This window comes from Nonomuraea sp. NPDC059194, from assembly GCF_042754765.1.
GTDB lineage: Bacteria > Actinomycetota > Actinomycetes > Streptosporangiales > Streptosporangiaceae > Nonomuraea.
In genome coordinates, this window is the sequence record NZ_JBHZBH010000068.1 from 1 (window position 1) to 24,899 (window position 24,899).

25 protein-coding genes are annotated in these 24,899 nt (G+C 70.4%); 5 read left to right on the forward strand and 20 right to left on the reverse strand.

The genetic code is table 11. The features are described from left to right. Positions 1-165: 165 nt before the first annotated feature. The 5 genes from ACFXJ8_RS41965 to uvrA all read right to left on the reverse strand — a co-directional run bounded on the left by ACFXJ8_RS41965 (position 166) and on the right by uvrA (position 5,090). Positions 166-639 carry a Rieske (2Fe-2S) protein gene (locus ACFXJ8_RS41965; RefSeq protein ID WP_379650844.1) on the reverse strand — a complete coding sequence of 158 codons (474 nt, stop codon included), beginning with the start codon at positions 637-639 and terminating at the stop codon, positions 166-168. Positions 640-688: 49 nt separating this feature from the next. Then, on the reverse strand, positions 689-1,132 hold the full coding sequence (locus ACFXJ8_RS41970) for a Rieske (2Fe-2S) protein (RefSeq protein WP_379650846.1): 444 nt from the start codon (positions 1,130-1,132) through the stop codon (positions 689-691). 166 nt (positions 1,133-1,298) lie between these two features. Then, on the reverse strand, positions 1,299-1,736 hold the full coding sequence (locus ACFXJ8_RS41975; RefSeq protein ID WP_379650848.1) for a Rieske (2Fe-2S) protein: 438 nt from the start codon (positions 1,734-1,736) through the stop codon (positions 1,299-1,301). Positions 1,737-1,874: 138 nt separating this feature from the next. Then, positions 1,875-2,015: a hypothetical protein gene (locus tag ACFXJ8_RS41980; protein ID WP_379650850.1), complete on the reverse strand. Its 141-nt coding sequence runs from the start codon at positions 2,013-2,015 to the stop codon at positions 1,875-1,877. Positions 2,016-2,249: 234 nt separating this feature from the next. Then, positions 2,250-5,090 carry an excinuclease ABC subunit UvrA gene (gene uvrA / locus ACFXJ8_RS41985; protein WP_379650852.1) on the reverse strand — a complete coding sequence of 947 codons (2,841 nt, stop codon included), beginning with the start codon at positions 5,088-5,090 and terminating at the stop codon, positions 2,250-2,252. A gap of 178 nt (positions 5,091-5,268) precedes the next feature. Between uvrA and ACFXJ8_RS41990 the strand changes: the two genes are divergently transcribed. After that, positions 5,269-6,042, forward strand: coding sequence for a maleylpyruvate isomerase family mycothiol-dependent enzyme (locus ACFXJ8_RS41990; protein WP_379650854.1), 774 nt, complete (start codon positions 5,269-5,271; stop codon positions 6,040-6,042). Then, a complete protein-coding gene (locus tag ACFXJ8_RS41995; protein WP_379650856.1) occupies positions 6,039-6,695 on the forward strand; it encodes an MBL fold metallo-hydrolase in 657 nt (218 codons plus the stop codon). Before ACFXJ8_RS41990 ends, ACFXJ8_RS41995 begins: the two co-directional genes overlap by 4 nt. A 46-nt stretch (positions 6,696-6,741) precedes the next feature. Here ACFXJ8_RS41995 and ACFXJ8_RS42000 read toward each other — a convergent pair whose 3' ends face one another. The 13 genes from ACFXJ8_RS42000 to ACFXJ8_RS42060 all read right to left on the reverse strand — a co-directional run bounded on the left by ACFXJ8_RS42000 (position 6,742) and on the right by ACFXJ8_RS42060 (position 19,828). After that, entirely contained in the window at positions 6,742-7,014 is a 273-nt protein-coding gene (locus ACFXJ8_RS42000) for a hypothetical protein (RefSeq protein ID WP_379650858.1), read from the reverse strand. Between the two features lie 48 nt (positions 7,015-7,062). After that, on the reverse strand, positions 7,063-7,893 hold the full coding sequence (pssA, locus tag ACFXJ8_RS42005; protein WP_379650860.1) for a CDP-diacylglycerol--serine O-phosphatidyltransferase: 831 nt from the start codon (positions 7,891-7,893) through the stop codon (positions 7,063-7,065). Beyond that, positions 7,880-8,530 carry a phosphatidylserine decarboxylase gene (locus tag ACFXJ8_RS42010; RefSeq protein ID WP_379650862.1) on the reverse strand — a complete coding sequence of 217 codons (651 nt, stop codon included), beginning with the start codon at positions 8,528-8,530 and terminating at the stop codon, positions 7,880-7,882. Before ACFXJ8_RS42010 ends, pssA begins: the two co-directional genes overlap by 14 nt. A gap of 97 nt (positions 8,531-8,627) precedes the next feature. After that, entirely contained in the window at positions 8,628-9,620 is a 993-nt protein-coding gene (locus tag ACFXJ8_RS42015) for a TerC family protein (RefSeq protein ID WP_379650864.1), read from the reverse strand. A gap of 188 nt (positions 9,621-9,808) precedes the next feature. Continuing rightward, a complete protein-coding gene (locus ACFXJ8_RS42020) occupies positions 9,809-11,263 on the reverse strand; it encodes a glycosyltransferase family 4 protein (protein ID WP_379650866.1) in 1,455 nt (484 codons plus the stop codon). After that, positions 11,263-13,083: a murein biosynthesis integral membrane protein MurJ gene (gene murJ / locus ACFXJ8_RS42025; RefSeq protein WP_379650868.1), complete on the reverse strand. Its 1,821-nt coding sequence runs from the start codon at positions 13,081-13,083 to the stop codon at positions 11,263-11,265. The genes ACFXJ8_RS42020 and murJ overlap by 1 nt, the downstream gene beginning before the upstream one ends. 32 nt (positions 13,084-13,115) lie before the next feature. Continuing rightward, positions 13,116-13,949: a hypothetical protein gene (locus tag ACFXJ8_RS42030; protein ID WP_379650870.1), complete on the reverse strand. Its 834-nt coding sequence runs from the start codon at positions 13,947-13,949 to the stop codon at positions 13,116-13,118. 2 nt (positions 13,950-13,951) lie between these two features. After that, complete coding sequence (locus tag ACFXJ8_RS42035) at positions 13,952-14,914, reverse strand: copper transporter (RefSeq protein WP_379650872.1); 963 nt, start codon at positions 14,912-14,914, stop codon at positions 13,952-13,954. Continuing rightward, positions 14,911-16,107, reverse strand: coding sequence for a putative cytokinetic ring protein SteA (gene steA, locus ACFXJ8_RS42040; protein ID WP_379650874.1), 1,197 nt, complete (start codon positions 16,105-16,107; stop codon positions 14,911-14,913). The genes ACFXJ8_RS42035 and steA overlap by 4 nt, the downstream gene beginning before the upstream one ends. Before the next feature lie 73 nt (positions 16,108-16,180). Then, the gene (gene recN, locus ACFXJ8_RS42045; RefSeq protein ID WP_379650892.1) at positions 16,181-17,908 is read right to left on the reverse strand and encodes a DNA repair protein RecN; all 1,728 of its coding nucleotides are present in this window, start codon (positions 17,906-17,908) and stop codon (positions 16,181-16,183) included. Positions 17,909-17,964: 56 nt separating this feature from the next. After that, the gene (locus ACFXJ8_RS42050) at positions 17,965-18,864 is read right to left on the reverse strand and encodes an NAD kinase (protein WP_379650876.1); all 900 of its coding nucleotides are present in this window, start codon (positions 18,862-18,864) and stop codon (positions 17,965-17,967) included. Beyond that, positions 18,861-19,673, reverse strand: a complete 813-nt coding sequence (locus tag ACFXJ8_RS42055; RefSeq protein ID WP_379650878.1) for a TlyA family RNA methyltransferase — start codon at positions 19,671-19,673, stop codon at positions 18,861-18,863. The genes ACFXJ8_RS42050 and ACFXJ8_RS42055 overlap by 4 nt, the downstream gene beginning before the upstream one ends. After that, positions 19,670-19,828, reverse strand: coding sequence for a hypothetical protein (locus ACFXJ8_RS42060; RefSeq protein WP_379650880.1), 159 nt, complete (start codon positions 19,826-19,828; stop codon positions 19,670-19,672). Before ACFXJ8_RS42060 ends, ACFXJ8_RS42055 begins: the two co-directional genes overlap by 4 nt. A 155-nt stretch (positions 19,829-19,983) precedes the next feature. Here ACFXJ8_RS42060 and ACFXJ8_RS42065 point away from each other — a divergent pair, with 155 nt between their 5' ends. Further along, positions 19,984-20,331 (forward strand): SCP2 sterol-binding domain-containing protein, encoded by a 348-nt coding sequence (locus tag ACFXJ8_RS42065; RefSeq protein ID WP_379650882.1) that lies wholly within the window; start codon positions 19,984-19,986, stop codon positions 20,329-20,331. 110 nt (positions 20,332-20,441) lie between these two features. Here ACFXJ8_RS42065 and ACFXJ8_RS42070 read toward each other — a convergent pair whose 3' ends face one another. Continuing rightward, a complete protein-coding gene (locus tag ACFXJ8_RS42070; protein WP_379650884.1) occupies positions 20,442-21,401 on the reverse strand; it encodes an HAD-IIA family hydrolase in 960 nt (319 codons plus the stop codon). Between the two features lie 89 nt (positions 21,402-21,490). Here ACFXJ8_RS42070 and ACFXJ8_RS42075 point away from each other — a divergent pair, with 89 nt between their 5' ends. Next, on the forward strand, positions 21,491-21,913 hold the full coding sequence (locus ACFXJ8_RS42075) for a TipAS antibiotic-recognition domain-containing protein (RefSeq protein ID WP_379650886.1): 423 nt from the start codon (positions 21,491-21,493) through the stop codon (positions 21,911-21,913). 104 nt (positions 21,914-22,017) lie between these two features. Here ACFXJ8_RS42075 and ACFXJ8_RS42080 read toward each other — a convergent pair whose 3' ends face one another. Continuing rightward, on the reverse strand, positions 22,018-22,452 hold the full coding sequence (locus ACFXJ8_RS42080) for a tetratricopeptide repeat protein (RefSeq protein ID WP_379650887.1): 435 nt from the start codon (positions 22,450-22,452) through the stop codon (positions 22,018-22,020). 119 nt (positions 22,453-22,571) lie between these two features. Between ACFXJ8_RS42080 and ACFXJ8_RS42085 the strand changes: the two genes are divergently transcribed. Continuing rightward, positions 22,572-24,092 (forward strand): DUF1015 family protein, encoded by a 1,521-nt coding sequence (locus ACFXJ8_RS42085; protein ID WP_379650889.1) that lies wholly within the window; start codon positions 22,572-22,574, stop codon positions 24,090-24,092. Positions 24,093-24,899: the final 807 nt, after the last annotated feature.

Below are 24,899 nucleotides of genomic sequence, written 5' to 3' on the forward strand. Positions count from 1 at the left end.
TCAAGTCCCAGGCGCATACTAAGAAGCGAAAGATCGGCTAGGAGTGTCAAGCATCATCCGAGGCCAAAGCGTCAAGCATCAAGTGAGTTCAGACAGGTTTCGGCTACAGCGAACCTTCGGGGGGATCTTGCGTGCAACAGGGCTTCGGGTCCTGCGGGCGGCGGCTCACGCCAGCGCGATCGAGTCTCCGTCGACCTTGATCGGCACCTCGGCCAGCGGTGTGGTCGCGGGCCCGCCCTTGACCGACCCGTCCTCGATGCTGAACTTGCTCCCGTGACAGGCGCAGTCGATCGTCCCGCTGCCGACCGACGTCACAGGGCAGCCCTTGTGGGTGCAGATCGCGCTGAAACACTTGAACTGCCCGGCCGCCGGCTGGGTCACGACGACCTTCTGCTCTTTGAAGATCGTCCCGCCGCCGACCGGGACATCGGCCGCGGTCGCGAGGGCGCCGCCGCCCGAGCCGGTCGGGCCGGATGCCGAAGCCGAGGCCGAGGCGGACGGTGCCGCCGAGCTTTCCTGCGCCTGGGGCGCCGCACTGGTCGAGCCGCCCTCGCCACCGCATGCGGCGAGCACCATGGCGAGGCCGCCCGCTCCCACGCCGGCGATGACGGTCCTGCGACTCTGAAGGTCTTCTGCCATGCGGTCAAACCAACCGCAGACTGCTGAGAAAATTGTGAAAGAACAAGCCCTATGCCAAGGAAATCGAGTCACCCTCGACGTTGATCTTCTTCTCGGCCAGGGGCTTGGCCGCGGGCCCGTTGGCTACGGAACCGTCGGCGATGTTGAACTTGCTGCCGTGGCACGGGCAGTTGATCGTGCCGTTCGAGACACTGGCGACCGTGCATCCCTGGTGGGTGCACACGGCCGTGAAGCACTTGAACTCACCGGCGGTGGGCTGCGTCACCACGACCTTCTTGTTCGCGAAGACCTTGCCGCCGCCCTCCGGGATGTCGGCCGTGCTGCCCAGTTCTTCGCCGGCGGCCTTCTTCTCCTTCTGGGGCTTCTCCTTCTGGGGCTTCGCCTTCGCCGATCCGGACTCGGCGGGCTCGGCCTCGCCGGGGCCTGTGTTCGCGGGCTCGGCCACGATGTCACCTGAGGGCTGGCCGTAGCCGGCGCAGGCGGTGAGCAGCATCCCGAGGCCCGCACCCCCGGCTCCCAGCATCACCGCGCGACGGGTCGTCTCTGCCATGGTCACCCTCCCAGGAATCGCTGTCTCTCTCAGTTACGGCCGGCGCAACCGCACCGGTTCAGCCTCCCCCGCGACAGCCCTCGGATCCATGCACATTTACCGTTTCACGCTACAAAATAATGATGCCGTCGCCCTCGACCTTGAGCGGGAACTCCGCCAGCGAACCCTCCGCCGGGCCCTTCAGGCACTTTCCCGTGTCGGCGGCGAACTCGCTGCCGTGGCACGGGCACGTCATGACCCCGTCCTCCGGGCGACCCACCGCGCAACCGCGATGCGGGCACTTCGCCGTGAACGCCTTGAACACTCCTGACGTGGGCTGGGTGATCACGATTTTCCATTCCTGGATCACCTTGCCCCCACCCACGGGCACGTCGGCCTTCTGCGCGATGACCTTGCCCTTGATGCCCGGCGGCACCACCGCCTTGGCGGACCCGTCGGACGCGCCGCACCCCGCCAGCGCGACGCCGCACACGGCCACGCCCGTCGCGCCCAGCATCTCGCGCCGCCCGATCGCGGGCATGCCACTACCCCGCTCCACGCCTGCCATGTCGCCCCTCCACCGTCCCCCGACGCCCATGTCAGGCCGGGCCTTTACCTGCTTTTCAGCTTATTGAGACCACCCGCCGGTCCCCCATCCGACCCCACACGAGAGCCGATCACGACCCAGCCCCGACCCCACACGAGATCAGACGGCGCCCGTGTCCCGTCCCCCGCCCGCGCCGACCGCGATCCGCATGCGACCCGTGCGAAGGCCGACAGCGATCAGGTCAGCGGACGGTGGGCCGATGGTCAGCGCGAGCGCGGATGGCCGGACCATGACGACCACAACCACTCCCTGCCCGCAGGATCGCCATCCGCCCGCGCTGGTGGCGACGGCCTTGGGTGGCTCGACTCGCCGCCGTGGCCATGGCGTTCATCGCGTTCGCGCTGCCGCGGGCCCCCGTCGCCCCCGGCGGGCGGGGCGCAGCAACTCACGCAGACGGGCGCGGGCCTGAGCACGTGGCCGGGCTGGACTCGGTCGGGACGGCGCGCACCGCGCCGCCCCACCACCGCCGACCCGTCAGACGGACAGGATCTTTCGCAGGAACCGGCCCGTGTGGCTCTCGTCCACCAGGGCCACCTCCTCGGGAGTGCCCGCCGCGACCAGCGTGCCGCCGCGGGAGCCGCCCTCGGGCCCCATGTCGATGACCCAGTCTGCGGTCTTGATCACGTCGAGGTTGTGCTCGATCACAATGACCGTGTTGCCGCCGTCGACCAGCCGCCCGAGCACGCCGAGCAGCCGCCTGATGTCCTCGAAGTGCAGACCCGTGGTCGGCTCGTCGAGCACGTAGATCGTGCGGCCCGTCTGGCGGCGCTGCAGCTCGGAGGCGAGCTTGACGCGCTGCGCCTCGCCGCCCGACAGCGTGGTGGCCGGCTGCCCGAGCCGTACGTAGCCGAGGCCGACGTCGTTGAGCGTCTGCAGGTGCCGCCTGATCGCCGGGATCGCCTCGAAGAACGACAGCGCCTCCTCGATCGGCATGTCGAGTACCTCGGAGATGGTCTTGCCCTTGTAGTGGACCTCCAGCGTCTCCCTGTTGTAGCGGGCGCCGTGGCAGACCTCGCAGGGGACGTAGACGTCCGGCAGGAAGTTCATCTCGATCTTGATGGTGCCGTCGCCCGCGCACGCCTCGCAGCGGCCGCCCTTGACGTTGAAGCTGAAGCGGCCGGGCTGGTAGCCGCGCACCTTCGCCTCGGTGGTCGCCGCGAACAGCTTGCGGACGTGGTCGAAGACGCCGGTGTAGGTCGCGGGGTTGGAGCGGGGAGTGCGGCCGATCGGCGACTGGTCGACGTGGACGACCTTGTCGACCTGGTCCATGCCGTTGACCCTGGAGTGGCGGCCCGGCACCGTGCGGGCGCCGTTGAGCTCCTTGGCCAGGGCGTTGTAGAGGATGTCGTTGACCAGCGTCGACTTACCGGAGCCCGAGACCCCGGTGACGGCGGTGAACACGCTGAGGGGGAAGTCGATGTCGACGCCCTTCAGGTTGTGCTCGCGCGCGCCCTTCACCGTGATCTGCCGCTTCTTGTCGCGCTTGCGACGCTTGGCCGGGACGGCGATCGCCTTGCGGCCCGACAGGTAGGCGCCCGTCATCGACTCCTCGCTGGCGAGGAGGTCCTGCACGGTGCCCGAGACGACGACCTGGCCGCCGTGCTCGCCCGCGCCGGGGCCGATGTCGACCACCCAGTCGGCCGCGGCGATGGTGTCCTCGTCGTGCTCGACGACGATCAGCGTGTTGCCCATGTCGCGCAGCCTGATGAGGGTGTCGAGCAGCCTCATGTTGTCGCGCTGGTGCAGGCCGATGGACGGCTCGTCGAGGACGTAGAGCACGCCGACCAGGCCCGAGCCGATCTGCGTGGCCAAGCGGATGCGCTGCGCCTCGCCGCCGGCGAGCGTGCCGGCCGCGCGGTCCATGGTGAGGTAGTCGAGGCCGACGTCGAGCAGGAAGCCCATGCGGGCGTTGATCTCCTTGACCACCCGCTCGGCGATCTGCATGTCACGCTCGGACAGCTTCAGCCCGGCCAGGAACTTGGCGCACTCGCCGATCGACATGCCCGACACCTCGGCGATGGACATGTCGGCGACCGTGACGGCCAGCGAGACCGGCTTGAGCCTGGCGCCCCGGCAGGCCGGGCACGGGATCTCGCGCATGTAGCCCTCGAAGCGCTCACGCGTGGAGTCGCTCTCGGCCTCGGCGTGCCTGCGCTGCACCCAGGGGATCACACCCTCGTAGGTGGTGTAGTAGGCGCGCTGCCTGCCGTACCTGTTGCTGTAGCGGACGTGGACCTGCTCGTCGTGACCGTAGAGCAGCGACTTCTGCGCCTTCTTCGGCAGCCGCTCCCACGGGGTGTCGAGGTTGAAGCCCATGGCCAGGCCGAGCGCCTCGATGAGGCGGATGAAGTATTCGCTGGTGTGGCCGCCCGCCCACGGATTGAGCGCGCCGTCGCCGAGCGTCTTCTCCGGGTCGGGCACGACGAGGTCGGGGTCGACCTCCATCTTGGTGCCCAGGCCCGTGCACTCGGGGCAGGCGCCGAAGGGCGAGTTGAAGGAGAACGAGCGCGGCTCGAGCTCCTCGAACGACAGGTCGTCGTAGGGGCAGTAGAGGTGCTCGGAGTAGAAGCGCTCGCGGCCGGGATCGGTCTCGGGCAGGTCGACGAACTCCAGCGTGATCGTGCCGCCGGACAGCTGCAGCGCCGTCTCCACCGAGTCGGTCAGCCGCCTGCGCGAGGACTCCTTCACCGACAGCCGGTCGACGATGACCTCGATGTCGTGCTTTTCGTACTTCTTCAGCGTCGGGGGCTCTTCGAGCCGGATCACCGTGCCGTCGACCCTGGCCCTGGCGTAGCCCTTGGTCTGCAGCTCGCGGAACAGCTCGGCGTATTCGCCCTTGCGGCCCCTGATGACCGGGGCGAGCACCTGGAAGCGGGTGCCCTCCTCCAGCTCCATGACCCGGTCGACGATCTGCTGCGGCGTCTGCCTGGCGATGGGGCGACGGCAGGCCGGACAGTGGGGCTTGCCGATGCGCGCCCACAGCAGTCGCAGGTAGTCGTAGACCTCGGTGATCGTGCCGACCGTCGAGCGGGGGTTGCGGCTGGTGGACTTCTGGTCGATGGAGACCGCGGGGGAAAGGCCCTCGATGAAGTCGACGTCGGGCTTGTCCATCTGCCCGAGGAACTGCCGGGCATAGGAGGACAGAGACTCGACGTAGCGGCGCTGGCCCTCGGCGAAGATCGTGTCGAAGGCGAGGCTCGACTTGCCCGAGCCGGACAGCCCGGTGAAGACGATCAGGGAGTCTCGCGGGAGGTCGAGCGAGACGTCCTTGAGGTTGTGTTCTCGTGCGCCACGCACGATCAAACGGTCTGCCACGGTGATCCCGACGTCGAAGGTGTTGATAGGTCCACGGGGGATGGTAGAGGGAGGGTCCGACAATTTCGGGGGTCCGTTGGCGCCCCGCCGGAAACTTCCCTCACCAGAGTACGGCTTTCTCCCGAGCCGGTACCGGTCCTTGGAGGTTCAACCACGTGAACTGCGGCATTATGCCCGCATGACCGTTGTCACCACGCTGCGCGCCGAGATCGCCGCGGCCACCGACCGCTTCATCGCCACGGTGGCCGGGCTCGACGACGTGGACATCGCTGCGCCGTCCCTGCTGCCCGGCTGGAGCAGGGGCCATGTCATCACCCATGTCACCCGCAACGCCGACGGCCTCGGCAACCTGCTGAGCTGGGCCAGGACCGGCATCGAGACTCCCCAGTACTCCGGCCCCGGCAGGCGGGAGTCCGACATCGAGGCGGGAGCCGCGCGCCCGGCCGCCGAGCAGCGCGCGGACCTGGCCGAAAGCGCCGCACGGCTGGCCGCCGCCGTCGAGGAGCTGCCCGAGCGGGCCTGGTCGGCGCCCGTCTCCGCGCTGCGGCCGCCGCCCCATCCCGCCTGGTATGTCCTGGTACGGCGGCTGCGTGAGCTGGAGCTCCACCATGTCGACCTGGGCGCGGGGTACACGCCCGCCGACTGGCCCGACTCGTTCGTGCGCAGGGAGTTGCACGACTGCCTGGCCTGCTGGCCGTACGGCGAGAGCACCGTCGGCGGCATCGTTTTCACCGACCGCGCGGATGAGTGGAGAGGGCTGGGGAAGGGACCGGTGGTGCGAGGCGAGGCCCGTGAGGTGCTTGCCTGGCTGACCGGACGGTCGGCTGGGCAGGGGATTAGGGTGGTGCCAAAGGAAGAGGAGGTACCTCCACCGCCGCCGTGGCTGATCATGCCCGCTCCGGCGGACCTCCCCTCGGCGCCTCCTGACACCTATCCAGAGGAGTGCCCATGACCTACACCGGCGATGTCCAGGTCGGCGGCCCCGCCGACGTCCGGGAGCTGCCCAAACTGACCATCACCAAGCTCGCCGTGGGCCCGTTCGACAACAACGCCTACCTGCTGCGCTGCACCGAAACCGGCGAAGGGCTGCTCATCGACGCGGCGGCCGACGCCGACAGGATCCTGGCGCTGATGTCGGACCAGCCGATCGCCACCGTCGTCACCACCCACCAGCACGGCGACCACTGGCAGGCGCTGGAGCAGGTCGTCAAGGTGATGGGAGCGACGACGATCGCCCACCCGCTCGACGCGGCCGCGCTGCCCGTCACCGTCGACCGGCTGGTGGAGCACGGCGACCGCGTCTCCGTGGGCACCGTCACGCTGGAAGTGATCCACCTGCGCGGCCACACATCCGGCTCGATCGCGTTGCTGTACGACGGCGGCGCCGGCGAACAGCACCTGTTCAGCGGCGACTCGCTGTTCCCCGGTGGCGTGGGCAACACGTGGCAGGACGCCAAGCGCTTCGAGCAGCTCTACTCCGACGTCGTCGAGCGCGTCTTCGACCGGCTGCCCGACGAGACGTGGGTCTATCCCGGCCACGGCAAGGACACCACGCTCGGCGTCGAGCGTCCCTCGCTGCCGGAGTGGAAGGCCCGCGGCTGGTGACAGCCATCCGGTACGGCGGGCGGGCCCCCGCCGTACCGAGGTCAGGTCACGGATCCTGTGACGGCGACAGGATGCGGACCACCCTCTCGGCCGCGGCGGCGGGGTCGGCGGTGCTGGCCAGCACCTCGCCCCACGACCACCGGTAGAACCAGCCGTCCGCCAGCGCGACGCAGTCGACGGTCTCCGTCAGCAGACCCGAGCCCTGCTCGCCGCCGACCCGCAGCGAGGGCGGTTCGGCGCGCAGGCTCGTCGCCAGGCCGCGAAGCTCCAGCTCCCTGGCCAACTGGCCGAGAAAATAGGTGCGGGTGTGCTCGCGCATGGTTCCATTGAAACCCGCCGAGCCCACCCGCAGGAGGAAAAGCCCCGATCAGTCGCCCACGCGGGCGGCTTCCTTACGCTCCTTGCGCTGCTCGCGCTTGAAGAACAGCACCCTGAGCGGGATCGCGGCGACCAGCGTGATCTGCATCGTCGCGCCGACCTGGATGAGGGTGTCGCCGCCCTGCGGCCACGCCGCCCACGCGGTGAGGCACGCCACGTTGATCAGGATCCAGGCGAGGACGACCGCCGCGAGCTGGCCCTTGGGCTTGGGGTACTCGATGCGGCTGACCATCAGCCAGGCCACGCCGAGCACCGCGGCCAGCGAGAACCAGTTGGGCTGGAACAGCAGCACGATCGAGACGACCGTCATCGCGCCCATCGGGATGGGCAGGCCCATGAAGTCGCCGCTCTTGGTCTTGACGCAGGCGAAGCGGGCCAGCCGTACACATCCGGCGATCAGCACCGACGCCGCGGCCACGATCACGGCCGTGAGCGGCAGTTTGCCGGTGAAACCACCCCAGATGACCACCATGAAGGCGGGCGCGAAGCCGAAGCTGATCACGTCGGCCAGGTTGTCGAGCTCGGCGCCCATCGCGGAGGCGCGGAAGCGCCGCGCGACCAGGCCGTCGAACAGGTCGCACGTGGCGCCGATCAGCAGCAGCACCACGGCGGTGGCGAAGTAGCGCGGGTCGGGCACGAAGCCCGCGCCCGCCTTCAGCGCCTGGATCGCCGACGAGGCGAGCACGCAGACGGCCAGGAAGCCGCACAGCGCGTTGCCCAGCGACAGGGAGTCGGCCGCCGACAGCCTGAAGGCCTTGCCCACAGGTCCGCGCGGCTCCTCCTCTTCGGCCTGCCAGCCTCCAGCCTCAGCCGCGGTCAATTCGAGTCACCCCCGCCACCGTCTTCTCGCCCACGCTGACGGCGGGCGAGATCCCCTCGGGAAGGTAGATGTCCACCCGCGAACCGAACCTGATGAGCCCGATGCGCTCGGTCTGCGAGACTTTGACGCCGGAGGTCATGTACGGCACGATCCTGCGCGCCACCGCGCCCGCGATCTGCACCATCTCGATGTTGCCGAGCGCGGTCTCGAAATGCCACACCACGCGCTCGTTCTGGTCGCTGTCCTTGTTGAAAGCCGGCAGGAACCCACCCGCCACATGCTGCACGGAGGTGACAGTTCCCGCAAGGGGCGCCCGGTTGACGTGCACGTTCAGGGGACTCATGAAGATCGCCACCCGGGTGCGGCCGTCCGGCCACGGGTCGATGCTCTGCACGACGCCGTCGGCCGGCGACAGGATCCTCCCCTCGCCCGGCTCGCGGTCGGGGTCGCGGAAGAACCAGAGCATGGCTCCGGTGAGCGCGGTCAGCGGCACAGCCGCGAACCCCCAGCGCCGGTCACGGCGGCTGAGGAGCGTCGTGGCCGCCGCGGCGGCCACGGTCGGGAAGAGCCACGGAGAGACGCCACGGGCCAGCCGTACGCGGCGGCCCTGCTGGCGACTTGCGGAATCGTCTGACACTGACAACCTTTGATGGTGACTACGGACGGGCGCTTTGTCGAGATGTTACAGAATTCGCAACTATTACACGAAGCAAAGCGCCTGGACCACCGTCGCGCTAGCCCTCGGTCGCGCTCGCGGAGGTAGGAACTTCCTTCCCATTCCGAGCGTCGCTGCGGGACTTCAGCAGACTTGCCACGGTGGTGGCGACCATCGTGACGCCGATCACGGTCAGGGACACCCAGATGGGCACTTCTGGCGCCCACGAGACCCCGCTGGCGTGCAGGGCCTCAAGAATCAGCTTAACCCCGATGAAGCCCAGGATGAACGCCAGGCCGTAGCTGATGTAGACCAGGCGCTGCAGCAGGCCGCCGAGGAGGAAGTACAGCTGACGCAGGCCCATCAGCGCGAACGCGTTGGCGGTGAAGACGATGAACGGGTCCTGCGTGAGCCCGAAGATGGCCGGGATCGAGTCGAGCGCGAACAACAGGTCGGTGGTGCCGATCGCCACCATGACGATCAGCATCGGGGTGACCATGCGCTTGCCGTCGATCTTGACGGTCACCTTGTGGCCGACGAAGTCGGGCGTGGTCGGGAAGGCCCTGCGCACCCAGCGCAGCAGCGCGTTCTCCGGGAACTCGTCGTCGTCGTGACCGTGCTGGCGGATCAGGTTGATGGCGGTGTAGACGAGGAAGGCGCCAAAGACGTAGAACAGCCAGCTGAAACGCTGCAGCGCCGCGGCGCCGATCGCGATGAAGATGCCGCGCATCACCAGCGCCATGAGGATGCCGACGAGGAGCACCCTGTGCTGGTAGACCTTGGGGACGGCGAAGCGGCCCATGATGATGAAGAAGATGAACAGGTTGTCGACACTGAGGCTGTACTCGGTGATGTAGCCGGCGAAGAACTGCCCCGCCGAAACACCGCCTCTGGTGATCCAGAGCACGACCCCGAAGATCATTGCGAGGATGACGTAGAAGGAGACCCAGAAGCCCGCCTGCTTCATGGTGAACTCCCGCGCCTCGCCTCTGTCGACGATCCACAGGTCTACGGCGATGACGAGAAGCAAACCGCCGATGACGGCGATCCAAGCCCACACAGGTACACCCACAGTGATACCGAACCCTCCGGTGCGCATGACAGACGACCGGAGGTCTCTCCCGCCCACTCACCGAGCCGGACCGGCAGCCCCGGGAGCCCCATGGAGCGGGGCGAACCGTGATGACGAGGCTGTCGCGAAGGGATACTCCCCTCCCTAACCCAAGCAGTATAGGAGAACGAGTTAGCGCCGCCTAATCATCACTTCGCCGGCCGTCGCCGGTAGGCGGCCAGCGACGCCTCGACCGCGTCGTCGGCGTCGGGAAGCCGCGCTCCTCTGCGTCGCGCGGCCTGTGCCAGCCGCTCCCGCTCGCCGGGGTCGTCGATCAGCCCGCGCACCGCCGTGCGCATCGCCTCCAGGTTCCCGTACGGCACCAGCACCCCCGCCCCGCCCAGCAGGACGGGAATCCCGCCCACCTCGGTGGCGACGACGGGCTTGCCCGCCATGAGGGCTTCGCTCAGGCTGAGCGGCTGCCCCTCCCAGCGGCTCGGCCACAGCACCAGGGTGGCGGCGGCGAGCAGGTCGGGGATGTCGTCCCTGTTGCCGAGCAGCAGGACGGGCAGCTTCTCGGCCTCGATCCTGGCCTGCAGGTCGTGCCTGAGCGGCCCCTCCCCCGCGACGACGAACAACGGCTGCCTCTCACCGCCACCCGAGATCCCGGGGTCAGCATGGCTCGGCCCTGCCGAGGCGTCCGGCCCCGCCTGCGCAGCCGCGGTATCCGCGGTAGCCGACGCCGTCGGGGTGCTCGCCGCAGCCTGGGCCGCCGGGGCGGTCGGCGCTGCGGGGGTGGCCGGGGAGGTCAGCGTGGCCGGGGTGGTGGGAGCGGTCGGGGTCGGGGCAGGTGTCGCCGCCCCGGGACGCGGCGCTGCGGGGGTGGCCGGGGAGGTCGGCGTCCCCCCGGAGGTCGGCCCTGCTGACGGAGCCGGGGTGTTCCGTGCTGTTGGGGCGCTCGCCGATGCCGGAGTGGCGGAGGTCGGCGGCGCTGCCGGGGCGGTCGCTGATGCCGGAGTGGTCGGCGCTGGCGGGGTGAAGGTGGCGGCGACGTCGAGCAGGGTTTCGAGGCCCTTCTGCTGGGCCAGCCGGGCGATGGTGAGCACCAGCGGCCGGTCCCCGGCCCCGAGCTCCTCCCGGACCGTCTCCTCGGGCCTGGCCGGAGCGCGCAACGGCGGCGCGGGCACCACGGCGGGCGCCACCTCCCGCGCGCCAAGCGCACGCATCCGGTCGCCAAGGTCGGGTGAGACGACCAGCACCCGGTCGGCCCTGCGGGCCACGATCCGTTCGAGAGTCGCGTAGATCGCGCCCACCAGCCCGCCCGCGGTGAGCGCGTTGTGGAGCGTCACCACCAGCGGCGCCCGCACCCCCGCCAGCGCCGTCAGCGCCCCCGCCCGCAGCCCGTGGGCGTGTGCGACGTCCGCCCCTCGCAGGTGGCGCCTGATCCGCAGCACCGCCTTGGCGTCACTGGCAGGATGCGGCCGGTCGGAGACGGGCACGGGCGCGAAGGCCGCCCCCATCGCCCGGAAGCCGAACTGCTCCTCCACACCGGCCGGGCCGACGACCAGGACCTGATGGCCACGTCGCAGCAGCCCTTCGACGAGCATCCCGACGTGCCTGCCCGTGCCGCCAGAGGTCGTGCCGAGCACGAAGGCCACCCGCATCACTCACCACCCGTCCGCGAACCGGCGCGTCGGCGCCGTGTCACCATGGCCGCCAACGCCGCCGCGTCGGGCCGGTCGAGCACCACCACCGCCAGGACGCCGACGCCCAGCGCAACGACCCCGGCCAGGACGGCAAGCGCCGCCTGGGCGAGCAGCGCACCGGCGGGCAGCAACGCCACCACCCCCGAGCCCGCCAGGAACCCGAGCCCGCCCCCCGCTACGGCGGCGAGCATCGCTCGGGCGACGCCGTCCACGGGCCCGCCCGAGCGACCCCGCCCCAGCCCCGTCACCACCTCACGAGCCCCGCCGACCTCAGAAGCCCGGCCGGCTGCAACATCCACCTCGGGTACCCGGTCGCCCTCAAGGCCTGCCTCAGGAGTCCGGCCGCCCTCACGGGGCACCTCGGGTGCCCCGTCGTCCGCGAGGCCCGCCTCGGGAGCCGCGGCGCGCCGCGCGGGTCCGCCCCTCACCGCGACCAGCAGCCAGGCGCCACCCACGGTCATGCCCACCGTCATCCCGAGCGCGAGCCCGCCCACCGTCCAGCCGTCAGGCAGGACGAGGACGAACACCGTCTGCGCGGCCATCGCGACCATCCAGCCCGCCACCGTGCCCGTCGCCGCCGCCCTCCCCCGGCCCTCCGCGTAGAGGACCCGGCTCAGCTGCGCGATCAGCCCGTAGCCGATCAGGCCCGGCGCGAAGAGCGCCACCGTGCGCGCCATCTCGATCGGCGAGACCTTGGTCTCCGAGCCGAGGAAGACGATCGACCCCGGCCCCGCCGCGGCGGCCAACGCTCCCGCGGCCAACCCCGAGATGAGCACCACCGCCCGCGTCGTGCGCGCGGCCAGGCGCGCGAAGTCCTCCCACGATCCGTCGGCCGCGTGCGCGGACAGCCCGGGAAAGGCGCTCGTGGCCACAGGTACGGCCAGCACCGCGTACGGCACCAGGTAGATCGCCCACGCGTAGTTGTAGACCAGGAGCGCGGGCTCGCCGATCCAGTTGTTCGACAGCAGCATCACCACGATCATCGTGGCCTGCTGGGCGATGAGCGCCGCCACGCCCGCCATCGCGAGCGTCCGCACCCGGGCGGCCACGCCGTCGGGGAAGCGCAGCGTGGGCCTGAGCCGCAGCCCGAGACCGAGCGCGGGCCCGATAACGGTGAGGACGAGGGACAGCACGCCGAGGGTGGTGCCGACCGACAGGGCGAGCTCGGCTGCGGAGGGGATCTCGTCGAGGGCGGTCTCACCTGCGCTGAGCGGGACGAACAGCAGGTAGGCCACGATGACCACGATGCTGGACACCAGCGGCGCGACCGCGGGCCCGGCGAAGCGGTGGTGCGACTGCAGGACGCCGTACAGGACGACGGCCAGGCCGTACAGGGGGATCTGGGGGGCGAAGACCACCAGCATGCGGGTGGCGATCGCGGCGAACGCCGGCCCGCACTTCTCGACGGGGAACAGGCCGACGATCGGCCCGGCCAGCAGGGCGGTCAGGACGCCGAGCGGGACGAGGACGACCAGCACCCAGGTGAGCAGCGCCGAGGTGATCCTGCCGACGTCGAGACGGTCGGTCGCGCTCGCGACGACGGGGACGACCATCCCGGCCAGCGCCCCGCCGACCACGACCTCGAAGACGATGTTGGGGATCTGGTTGGCGGTCATGTAGGCGGTGCCCAGGCAGAGGTTGGCGTCGCCGACCGTCTGGGCGAACACGTACTGCTTGGCGAAGCCGGTGATCCTGGCGAGGATCGTGATCGCGCCGATGAGCACGGCCGCGCCCGCCACGCCCCGAGCCACCGCCTGCCCCCTCCCCGTCGGTCTCAAGGGGCCCATCATGGCAGAGCGCACCGACAACCTCAGGCCGGGCGGCGGCCCAGCATGTCGATCGCGTTGAGCACCGGGTTGCCCGCGATGACCTTGGTGAAGCTGACCTTCTCCGAGGCGGCGGTCAGCACGGCGACCGTGCCGAGCAGCGTCAGCCGCCCCCGCATGCCCAGCGTGGTCACCGCGGCCAGGCCGAGCAGGGCGCCGAGCGCGTTGGCGCCCGCGTCGCCGAGCATCGCCTTCTCGCCGAGGTCTTCAGGCAGCAGGGCGGCGCCGGCCCCGAGGGGCACGGCCACCAGCGCGGCGGTCACCGGGTCGCGCCTGAGCACCGACAGCGCGAGCAGCGGACCGCCCGCCAGGAGCCCCACCTTGATGGCGCGGCCGGGCCGCAGGTCGAACAGGTTGGCCAGGTTGGCGCTGCCCGCGATCGTCGCGCCGTTGACGAGCGTGTCGATGGTGCCGCGTGAGACCAGCGTGGCGGCGGCCAGCCCGGTGCCTCCGATGCCGAGGATCTTGATGGCGCCGCTGGTCACCTGCCCCTTGGCCAGGGCCGACAGGTGTCCCTTGAAGCCTTTGGACGAGGTCGCGCCGAACAGGTCGTCGTAGGCGCCGAGCGCCCCGCTGCCCGCCGCGGCCAGTACGGCGGCCAGCCGTACCTTCAGTGGAAGGCCGGGGGTGAGCGCGAGCGCGCCGCCCGCGCCCGCCACGAACGCGGGCCCCTCCAGGAGCGTGAGCGTCTCGCCCCGGTGGTTGTTGCGCTCCCACTCCTTGGAGGTGGCCTTGGCGGTGAGGGCGGCGTAGGCGGCCCTGGCAACGATGGCGCCGAGAGCCACGCCCGCGAGGGCGCCGAGCAGTGCACGAGCCATGGTCAGCTCCCTGAGGTGGTTGGGGAAGGAGTGGCGGCGGAGGCGGCCGGCTGGAACTCGGCGGCGTCGGCGCCGATGCCGTACTGGCCCGAGCGGCCGCTGAGCTGCTCGCGCAGCGCGAAGACGACGACGGCGCGGCCCGCGGGCATGTCGAGTGTGTCGACCGAGGAGACCTTGGCGGCGGCGTCGCTGGTGCCGCGCAGGGCGGCGATGAGGCCGCCGGGCTGGGTCGAGGTGATGGTGCCGGTGAGCGCGCTGCCCTGGGCTCCGGCGTCGAGCCCCGCGGCCAGCGAGACGAGCGCGCCGTTCTGCTCCTGCGCGCTCTCGTCGGTGAGCAGGCCCTCGGGAGCGAAGACGAGCGCGAGCGTGGCCCGCTTGGCCGGCGTGCCGTCGACCGTCAGCAGGCCCGCCTTCTCGAAGCCGTCGAGCACGCCGACGGTGGCGCTGTTCTCGGTGCCTGCCTGGGCGTCGTCGGCCGTGACAAGAGTGGCGGCCAGCAGCGCCGCCGCGTTCTTGTACGGGTCGGTGCCGGGCAGGGTGAGGCTGGTGAGCCCGCTGGTCAGCTGGTCGATGAAGTTGGCCTGGTTCGGCTCGACGAACTTCTCCGTCAGCGTGATCTGGCCGCTGATCGTGGCGCCCGCCTCGGCCAGCACCTGCTCGGTCTGCTCGCGCAACGTGCCCGAGCTGCCGGGCGCCGCCACGAGCAGCACCTTCTCGCCGGCGAGCTGGCCGCGGACGATGGCCGCCATCTCCGCCCCGACGAAGGAGTCGTTGCCCTGCTCCCTGGCCTGCAGCGCGGCCAGCTGCTCGCGGTAGTCGTTGTTGGACTTGCGCAGGAGCTGCGCGGTCTCCAACGCCGACTCGATCGCCGGGCTGGACAGCAGAGTGGTGCCCATGACGATGCCCACCGCCAGCGCCAGGAAGATCGCGACGATGGAGACGAGGTGATAACGGAAATCGATCACGAGAAAAGTCCGACCAACCAGAAGATGAAGGAGTTCCAGGCGTCCTGCAGGCTGACCAGCCAGGTCTGGCCGATGGGCGACATGAAGATCGCCACACTCATCGTGATCATCGCGGTGACCACGAGCAGGATCAGCTGCGGGGTGGAGATGCGGCTGCGGTACAGGCGGCTGACACCCTTGGCGTCGATCAGCTTGCCGCCGACCCTGAGCCTGGTCAGGAAGGTGCTGGCCATGCCCGAGCGGCCCTTGTCCAGGAACTCGACCAGCGTCGCGTGGGTGCCGACCGCGACGATCAGCTCGGCGCCCTTGTCGTCGGCCAGCAGCATCGCGATGTCCTCGCTCGTGCCGGTGGCCGGGAAGATCACCGCGTCGCGGCCCAGCTGGTGGACCCGCTCCAGACCCGGTGCGCGGCCGTCGCGGTAGGCATGGACGACGAGCTCGGCGCCGCAGGTCAGCGCCTTGGTGGAGACCGAGTCGAAGTCTCCGACGATCAGGTCGGGCAGGTAGCCCGCCTCCAGGAGCGCGTCCGCGCCGCCGTCGACGCCGACCAGCACCGGGCGATATTCCCTGATGTACGGCCGGAGCGTGGCGATGTCCTCTTTGTAGTGGTAGCCGCGCACCACGATGAGGACGTGCCTGTCGTCCATGACGGTGCGGATGTCCGGCACGCCCACGCCGTCGATGAGGAGCTTGCCCTCACCCCTGACGTATTCCATGGTGTTGACGGCGAAGGCCTCGATCTGGACCGCGAGCCCCGCCCGCGCCTCGGCCATGGCAGCCTCGATCGTCTCGGGCCGCTGCACGTCTCCCTTGCCGACCACCTCGTCGTCGAGATAGACGACCCCGTCGTGGATCCTGACGACGTCGCCGTCTCTCACCCGTTGGAACAGCTCGGGTGTGGCGTTGTCCACGAAGGGGACGCCGGACTCGACGATGATCTGCGGACCCAGGTTGGGATAACGGCCGCTGATGCCCGCGGCCACGTCGACCACCGCCGCCGCGCCACACGCCACCAGCGCCTCCGCGCTCACCCGGTCAACATCGACGTGATCGATAATCGCGATTTCACCGGACTTGAGACGCTTTGTCAGTCTCTTCGTCCTGCGGTCGATTCTCGCCACTGCCGTGACACCGGGAAGGTCATTGACCTTCTTACCGCGGAGGCCCGGAATCTTGTTCGCCGGAACCTTCATCAAGACCATCCTGCCAGAGCGAACGGGCGGGGAGGTCGTGGACTGCACGGCGTGTCAGATTTGTCACGGAGGATCACCGATCAGCCGCGGCCATTCCCAGAAGTTCTTCCGCGTGAGCTCTGCCCAGTTCGGAATCTTCCAATCCGGCCAGCATCCGCGACAGCTCACGCACTCTGCCGTCGTGGTCGAGGGTGACGACGCCGCTGCGCACCACGCTGCCGTCGCCGGCCTTCTCCACCACCAGATGCTGGTCGGCGAAGGCCGCCACCTGCGGCAGATGAGTGACGACAATCACCTGCGCGGTGCGGGCCAGCCTGGCCAGGCGACGGCCGATCTCGACCGCGGCCTTGCCGCCGACACCCGCGTCGACCTCGTCGAACACGAACGTCGGGACGGGGTCGGCCCCGGCGAAGACCACCTCGATGGCCAGCATGACGCGGCTCAGCTCGCCGCCCGAAGCGCCCTTGTTGAGCGGCAGCGGCGGCGCGGCGGGATGGGCGGACATGCGCAACTCGACCTCGTCGACGCCCTCGGGACCGAACTCCTCGCCCTGGATGAGCTGCACCACGACCCTGGCGTGGGGCATGGCCAGCGCGGTCAGCTCCTCGGTGACGGCCGCGCCGAACCGCTCGGCGGCGGCGGTCCTGACCCTGGTGAGCTCGGCGGCCAGCTCCGTCAGTCGCTTGGTCAGCTCCTCGTGCTCCCCGCGCAGCTCCTCGATGCGGTCGTCGTCGCCTTCGAGCTCGGTCAGGCGCGCGGCCGAGGACTGCGCCCAGGCCAGCACGCCCGCGCTGTCTGCGGCGTACTTCCTGATCAACGCGCCCAGGGCGGCGCGGCGCTCCTGCACCACGGCCAGCCTGGCGGGGTCGGCCTCGATCGACTCGGCATAGGCGGCCAGGTCGGTGGCCACGTCGGAGATCAGGTAGCCCGCCTCCGCCAGCCGGTCGGCCACCCCGGCCAGCTGCGGGTCGAAGTCGCGCACGGCCTCGACGGCCGAGCGGGCCTCACCCAGCAGCGAGATCACGTCACGGGCGACGCCCGAGGAGTCCATCGGGTCGCCGAGCAGCGCGGTGTGCGCGGTGGTGGCGGCGCCGCGCAGCGCGTCGGCGTGGGACAGCCGCTCCTCCTCCGCGCGCAGCTCGACGTCCTCGCCCTGCTTCGGATCGACCTTCTCGATCTCCTCCAGGCCGAAACGCAGCAGGTCGGCCTCCTGCGCCCGCTCTCTCGCCTTGGTGGTCAGCTCCTCCAGCAGCGTGGCGACCTGCTTGTGGCGCTTGTAGGACTGGGAGTAGGCCCGCAACGGCTTGACCAGCCCGTCGCCCGCGTAACGGTCGAGGGCCGCGCGCTGCCTGCCGGGCTGCAGCAGCCGCTGCTGGTCCATCTGGCCGTGGACGGCCACCAGGTCGTCGGCCAGGTAGGTGAGCGTGCCAACCGGGACCGTGCGGCCACCGAGCCATGCCCTGGAGCGGCCCTCGGCCGAGACCGTGCGGGAGATGATCAGCTCGCCGTCCTCGACCTCGCCGCCGACATCCGCCACCTGCTGGGCGACCCTGCCGTCCGCCTCGACGACGAGTGTGCCCTCCACGGTGGCCTTGTCGGCGCCCGGACGCACCCTCGACGGGTCGGCCCTGCCGCCGAACAGCAGCCCGAGCCCCGTCACGACCATCGTCTTGCCGGCGCCCGTCTCGCCCGTCACGACGTTGAAGCCCGGCGAGAGCTCCAGAACGGCCTCGTCGATGACGCCGAGACCCTGGATGCGGACCTCCTCGACCCTTGGTCGCACTGGTCTCTCCCGTTCCATCGACATAGCCGAACACCTGTGCGCACGCGATCCTACGCGCTCCCGCCCCTATTGACTCAGTGACGCACCCTTCCGCGCCAGCCCTGTACAGGCAGTTCGAACTTGGCGACCAGCCTGTCGGTGAACGGCGCTCCGGTCTCTTCGAGGCCGTGCAGGCGGGCCAGCCGTACCGGATGGGTGGATCGGCGGACCTCGACCCTGGTGCCCGAGGGGAGGTCGAAGCGGCGGCGGCCGTCGCACCACAGCACGCCGCCCGGCGTGCGGGGCAGGATCTCCACCGCCAGCGTGGAGCGCGGCGAGACCACCAGCGGCTTGGCGAACAGGGCGTGGGCGCTGATCGGCACCATCAGCAGCGCCTCCACCTCCGGCCAGACCACCGGGCCGCCCGCGGAGAAGGCGTAGGCGGTCGAACCGGTCGGAGTCGCGCAGATCACCCCGTCACAGCCCCATCGCGACAGCGGACGGCCGTCGATCTCGGCGACGACCTCCAGCATGCGGTCGCGCTTTTCGACCGTGGCCTCGTTGAGCGCCCAGGTGTCGGCGATGATCTGCCCGTTCTGCCGGGCCGTGACCTCGAGCGTCATCCGCTCCTCGACGTCGTAGCGGCCCTGCACCACCGAGTCGACGGCCGCGGCCAGGTCGTCGACCTCGGCCTCGGCCAGGAAGCCGACGTGGCCGAGATTGACGCCGAACAGCGGCGTGCCGGCGGGCCTGGCGATCTCCGCCGAGCGCAGCAGCGAACCGTCGCCGCCGAGCACGATCATCATCTCGGCGTCCTTGGCGGACGTGGGGTCGGACGGCATCACCTCGACGCCCCTGCAGCCGATGTCCTCGGCCTCCGACTCCAGCACCCTGACCGCCAGGCCCGCCTCGAGCAGCCGGTCGATCACCAGGTGGGCGCTGTCGATCGCGGCCTCGCGCCCCGTGTGGGCGGTGACCAGCACAGTGCGCTTCATTGCGGCCCCTCCGCCACGGCCCGCTCGATCGCGGCCTCGAGATCCTCGACCGCGGGCTCGCCCTCTCCCTTGCCCAGCCACAGCAGGTACTCGACGTTGCCCGAGGGCCCCGGCAGCGGACTCGCGGTGACGCCACGCACGGTCAGCCCCAGCTCCTGCGCCTTGGCCGCGGCGTCGCGCACCGCCCCGGCGCGCAGCGCGGGATCACGCACCACGCCGCCCGCGCCGACGCGCTCCTTGCCCACCTCGAACTGCGGCTTGACCAGCATCACGAAGTCGGCCTGCGGCGCGGCCACCAACGCCAGGGCGGGCAGCACCAGACGCAGCGAGATGAACGACAGGTCGCCCACGATGAGCGAGGGCGCCTCGCCCACCATCTCGGGCGTCAGATCGCGCACGTTGACGCGCTCCATCACCGTGACCCGCTCGTCGGTGCGCAGCGACCAGGCCAGCTGGCCGTAGCCCACGTCGACGGCCAGCACGTGGCCCACGTCATGGCGCAGCAGGACGTCGGTGAACCCGCCCGTCGAGGCGCCCGCGTCGAGCGCGCGACGACCCGCCACCCGCAGCTCGGGGAAGGCCTCGAGCGCGCCGAGCAGCTTGTGGGCGCCGCGCGAGACGTAGTCGGGGCCGCCGGTCGAGTCGGCCACGACGATCGCCGAGGCGGTGTCGACCTGCGTCGCGGGCTTGCCCGCCAGCTGGCCGCCGACGCTGACCCTGCCGTCGGTGATGAGCTGGGCCGCCTGCTCGCGCGATCGGGCCAGGCCGCGCCGTACGAGCTCGCTGTCGAGCCGGACGCGACGGCTCACCGGTCGTCCACGGAGGCCAGCGTCTCCTCAAGGGCCGAGAACGCCTCCTCGAACACCGCCACGTGATCGCGCACGGGCATCCCGCCCGTCGCGGCCAGGCCGCCCACGACCGCGTCGACCCGTTCGTCACCGGTCTCCACCGGCAGCTCACTCATGTTCCCGACCGTATCGGACCGCGCCGACACTATGCGGACCCCCCGACGCGTTAGGCAGTGAGAGAGCGGGATTTCCGGCACGCCGGACGTCGTCCGCTCCTCATGTGGAACGCTACCGTCCGTAGAAACGTGCGAGAACGGGGAGGATCACCAGCATGGCTACCCTCGAGGAGTGCAGGGCGGCGCTTGACCAGCTCGTCGAGCAGTTCGACGAGATCGACGAGGAGTCCCGGGCCAAGCACGTGGTCGAGCGGACGCTGAGCTGCCGCATCTCCGACCTCGACGTCATGTTCTACGGCCGGATCCACCACGACGGCCTCGACCCGTTCCATGACGAACCGCCCGCCGACGGCAGGCCCGCCGACGTCAAGCTGACCATCAGGAGCGACGACCTCATCGCGCTGGTGGACGGGGAGCTCGACCTGGCGCGCGCCCTGCTGGGCGGCCGCGTCAAGATCGACGCCAGCTTCGGCGACCTGCTGCGCCTGCGCCGTCTGCTCTGACCTCCCGTCTTCTTTCGGTACGGCAGGCCGGGTCCCGGCCACCGTGGTCACTCGGTGGCCGCCCGTCCATCACGCGTACTCCAGCGGGACTTCGCCGCTCGCTGCGACGATCAGGCGCGCAGGGTGTCGAGAGCGGGCTTGAGGGCGTCCTCGTCGAGCCGTCCTTCGCCCGCCGCCGCCCACGCCGCCTCGCAGGCGGTCCTGAGCCCCTCGATCCACTCACCGTCGCCCTCGAGGTGAAGCCTGCCGTCCGACCACCAGGCCCGCCAGCCCTGCCGTACCGGCGGGTAGGGCAGGTGGAGCGCCGACAGATCCTCCGCCACATACGTCGGCCTGTGCTCAGGCGGGGCGGTCAGCAGCTCCCGGGGCGTGGCGACGCCGGTCAGCACGAGCAGGCTGTCGACGCCCGCGTTCGTCGCGCCCTCGATGTCGGTGTCGAGCCGGTCGCCCACCACCAGCGGACGCTCGGCGCCGGTGCGGATCATCGACTCGCGGTGCAGGGGCGGCGCGGGCTTGCCCGCGTAGACGGGCTCGACGCCGGTCGCGGCGGCGATCACCCGCACCATGGCACCGTTGCCGGGCAGCTCGCCACGCGCCGTGGGCATCGTGGCGTCGCCGTTGGCGGCCACGAACCACGCGCCCCGCCGTACGGCCAGCGTGCCCTCCGACAGCAGGGCGTAGGACAGATCGGGCGCGATGCCCTGCACCACCGCCACGGGATCGCCCGCCGCCACGCTCACCGGGCGCAGCCCCTGGCCCCTGACCGCCATCCGCAACCCCATACCGCCCACGACCAGCACGGACGCGCGGGGCTCCACCCGCTCGGCGATCAGCCTGGCGGCCGCCTGCGCCGAGGTGACCACGTCCTGCGCCGTCGCGGGGACGCCGAGATGGGTGAGATGGTCGGCGATCGCGGCAGGAGTCCTCGACGCGTTGTTCGTCACGTACGCCAGCCTCACCCGCCGCGCGGCCTGCGCCAAAGCCTGCGGGGCGTTGGGGACGGCCTGCCTGCCCAGGTAGACGACACCGTCGAGATCCAGCAGCAACGTGTCGTATCCGTCGATCAGCACCGCGCCTCTTCTCCCCGGTTGACTCTCACGCCGCGTGAGACTTTAGCGTCTCCGCTGCACCTACCCGCGAGTGAAGGATGTGAGCTCACATGGCGCTGACGCCAGAGGAGAAGACCGAACTGTTCGGCGATTTCGACCTCGACGGGCACGCCGACGAGGCCGCCTCCCGCTGGGGCGGCTCCCCCGCCTGGATCGAGTCCCAGCGCAGGACGTCGGCGTACGGGAAGGAGGAATGGCGAGAGTGCTTCGCGGAGTCGGGTGAGATCTCCGGCAGGCTGGCGGCGCTGATGGCCTCAGGGGTGGCGGCCTCCGCCACGGAGGCCATGGACCTGGCCGAGGAGCACCGCCGGCACATCACCCGCTGGTTCTACGACTGCACCAGCGAGATCCACCAGGGGCTCGGCGAGCTGTACGTCACCGACGCCCGGTTCACCGCCTCCATCGACAAGGCGGCGCCGGGGCTGGCCCGCTACCTCCGCGACGCCATCCACGCCAACGCCGCCCGCTCATAAGGGGGTTCGCTCGCTTCGGGGGGCGTTTGGCTTGGCTGGCCGGGTCGGGTTGGCCGGTTGGACGCTTGGGTGCTTTGTCAGGCCTCGCGCCGGTGACTGCTTTGTCAGGCCTCTCGCCGGGCGCGCAGGGTGGCGCGCACGCTCTTCAACGCCGACACGTAGTGACGCTCATCGGGCCGCATGGCCACGGCGATGGCCAGCGGCTCCTGGGCCCCTTCCATGTCTCCCGTCCGCCACAACGCCAACCCCAGCCCGAAATACGCGTAGTCCTCGGCCGGATTGGCATCGACGATCCACCGGAAGGTGTCCGCCGCCTCCGCATACTGCTTGGAATTGAACTGCGCCCGCGCCAGCGCCTCTCGAATGCTGCGCGATTCGGGCTCCGCCTCGGCCGCCCTCTCGAGCAGGGCCGCCGCGGCTGCCGGACTGCCTTCCTTCAACAGACCGACGCCGCGCTGATACCAGTCATACACATCCCCTGCGGGAGCCCCCTGACCAGGGGATGGGGAATCTTCGGGGTCGTTTTTCCCTTGGGTCATGTGTGAGGCCTCCTCAATCGACAGACGACAGATCCGACCGATTCCCTGACGAACCGGGCACCGCTGCGCCTTTGGAGCAGTCCCTTGGTGATTCAGGCCTTTATGGGAGCATGCCCGGTATGGCGAGTCCTGAACTGCCGGTGCCTGATGGGCTGGTGCTACGCCCCTTCCATGGCGTCCGTTTTGCCGTCGACGATCCCGCGAAGGTGACCTCTCCTCCGTATGACCTGATCTCCAACGGCGACGTGCAGTCCCTGCTGGACGCTCACCCCAACAACGTGGTCCGCCTCATCCTTCCCTGCGCCCCCGCGCACCCGCCCGGCCTCACGCCCGGCATGGGGCATCCGCTCGACCCCTCCAGCGCCTCGGCCGACCCTTCGCGCTCGTCAACTCTCGACGCTTCCGGCCATCCGATGGCCCCCTCGGCCCAAGCCACCCCTTCGGCAATCGCCGACCCCAACACCTCCGGCCAGCCGAACGCCAACGCGGACCTCACCGGCTCCGGCATCTCTCTCCAGCCGGTCGCTGAACCGAAGCCCACCAGCGAGAAGGTCGACGGAGTCGCGCCGCCTGCCCGTTACGGCCAAGCCAGGGAAACCCTGCGCGCCTGGCTCGACACCGGCGTGCTCATCCGCGACGCCGAGCCCGCGATCTACGTCTACGAACAGACCGGCCCAGGCGTCATGCAGCGCGGCCTCATCGGCGACATCGGCCTCGCCGCTCCGGAGCGGCGCATCATCCTCCCCCACGAGAACGTCATGCCAGGCCCGGTCGCCGACCGCCTCGCCCTCATGAGCACCACGCAGGCCAACCTGGAGCCCATCTTCCTGCTCTACGACGGCGGCGGCCCGGCCACCCACCTCGTCGACACCGTCGCCTCCACCCGCACCGCGCTCGTCGAGGCCAACACCGACGACGGCGTACGGCACCGCCTGTGGGCCGTCACCGCCCCCGAGGAGATCGACCTCATCAACGCCGACCTGCGCGACAGGCAGGCGCTGATCGCCGACGGCCACCACCGTTACGCCACTTACCGCGTCCTGCAACGTCAGGAGCACGCCGCCCGCCGTACCAACGGCCCTTGGGACTTCGGCTTGGCCCTCCTGGTCGACGCGACCGCCTACCCGCCCGACCTGAAGGCGATCCACCGCGTCATCCCTGATCTGCCCATCGACGAGGCCGTCGCCCGGGCAAGGGGATCATGGCAGATCCGCGACTTCGCCACCCTCGCCGATGGCCTCACCGCCCTCGACTCCGTCGTCGACCCCGCCTTCCTGCTCGCCGGCGACACCGGAGCCAGCCACCTGCTCACCGACCCCGACCCGCTGCAACTGGCCCGCGCCATGCCCACCGACCGCTCCGACCGCTGGAACTCCCTCAACACCTCCGTCCTGACCGAGTTCGTCCTCCCGAGGGTGTGGGGGATGCAGGACGACGAGCAGGCCGTCCGCATCGTGCACCACGACGCCCACGCCGCGGTACGGCAAGCCGCCCGCACCGGCGGCACCGCTGTCATCCTCAAGCCGTTGGCCGTCGACGCCGTCCTCGCGGTGGCCGCCGAGGGCGAACGCGTCCCCCGCAAATCCACCTCATTCGGCCCCAAACCCCGCACCGGTCTGGTCCTCCGCACCTTCGTCTAACGCCCGCCCCTGGCTCTCGTAGGCCGCCAGCACTGCCTCACGAGAGCAAGGAACGCCCAGTGCGGGGTGTGGCGGGGTGGGTGGCGATGTCGACGGCGACCGTTCAGCACCCCCAGACGGATACGAACGGTTCACCGCACACTTCAAGGTTGTCGAGGACGCCATCAGAACCTCCGGGCTGCAATGAAACCTCCCTTCGTTACACCGACCTTCGTCTCGAACACCCTCACCTGGCTGTCGCAGCTCCGTGCGACAGACGACACAGGTCCGACCGACAGGCGGCGCGGATCGGCGCGACAGGCGACGTAGCTCCGCACGACAGGCGGCGCGGATCAGCGCGACAAGTGGCGCGGATCCGGGCGACGGGCGACTGCAGGTCCGAGCGACAAGCGTCGTGCGCGATGCTCGGCCAGAGCGGCGACCCCCATCGAACGGGACGCCATAGCCGTGGCCGAAAGGCGCACCAGCCACGCAGGCCGTCCTACGGGGCCACCGGACCCAGTCGCTCACCCAGCACGACAACGTGTCCCCCATTCGGGTCGGTGATCAGCAGGGAGCTGGTCTTCCAGGAGATCCTCCTGAGCAGATACGCCAGCGCGCCCTCGCGAGGGCATGCCAGAGGACGCGGCCGAAGGAGGACGATCCACTGCGTCCCACGCGGGCTCGATCAGCCGAGGTGGGCGCGGAGCCGTACAGATCGATCGAGCGGGCTGGTTAGCGTCCACGAGGGTGGTGTACGGGTTTGAACCCAATCATCACCTTGATGCCCGATAGGGAAGATCGATGTGACATGAGGGCGGCCACTCC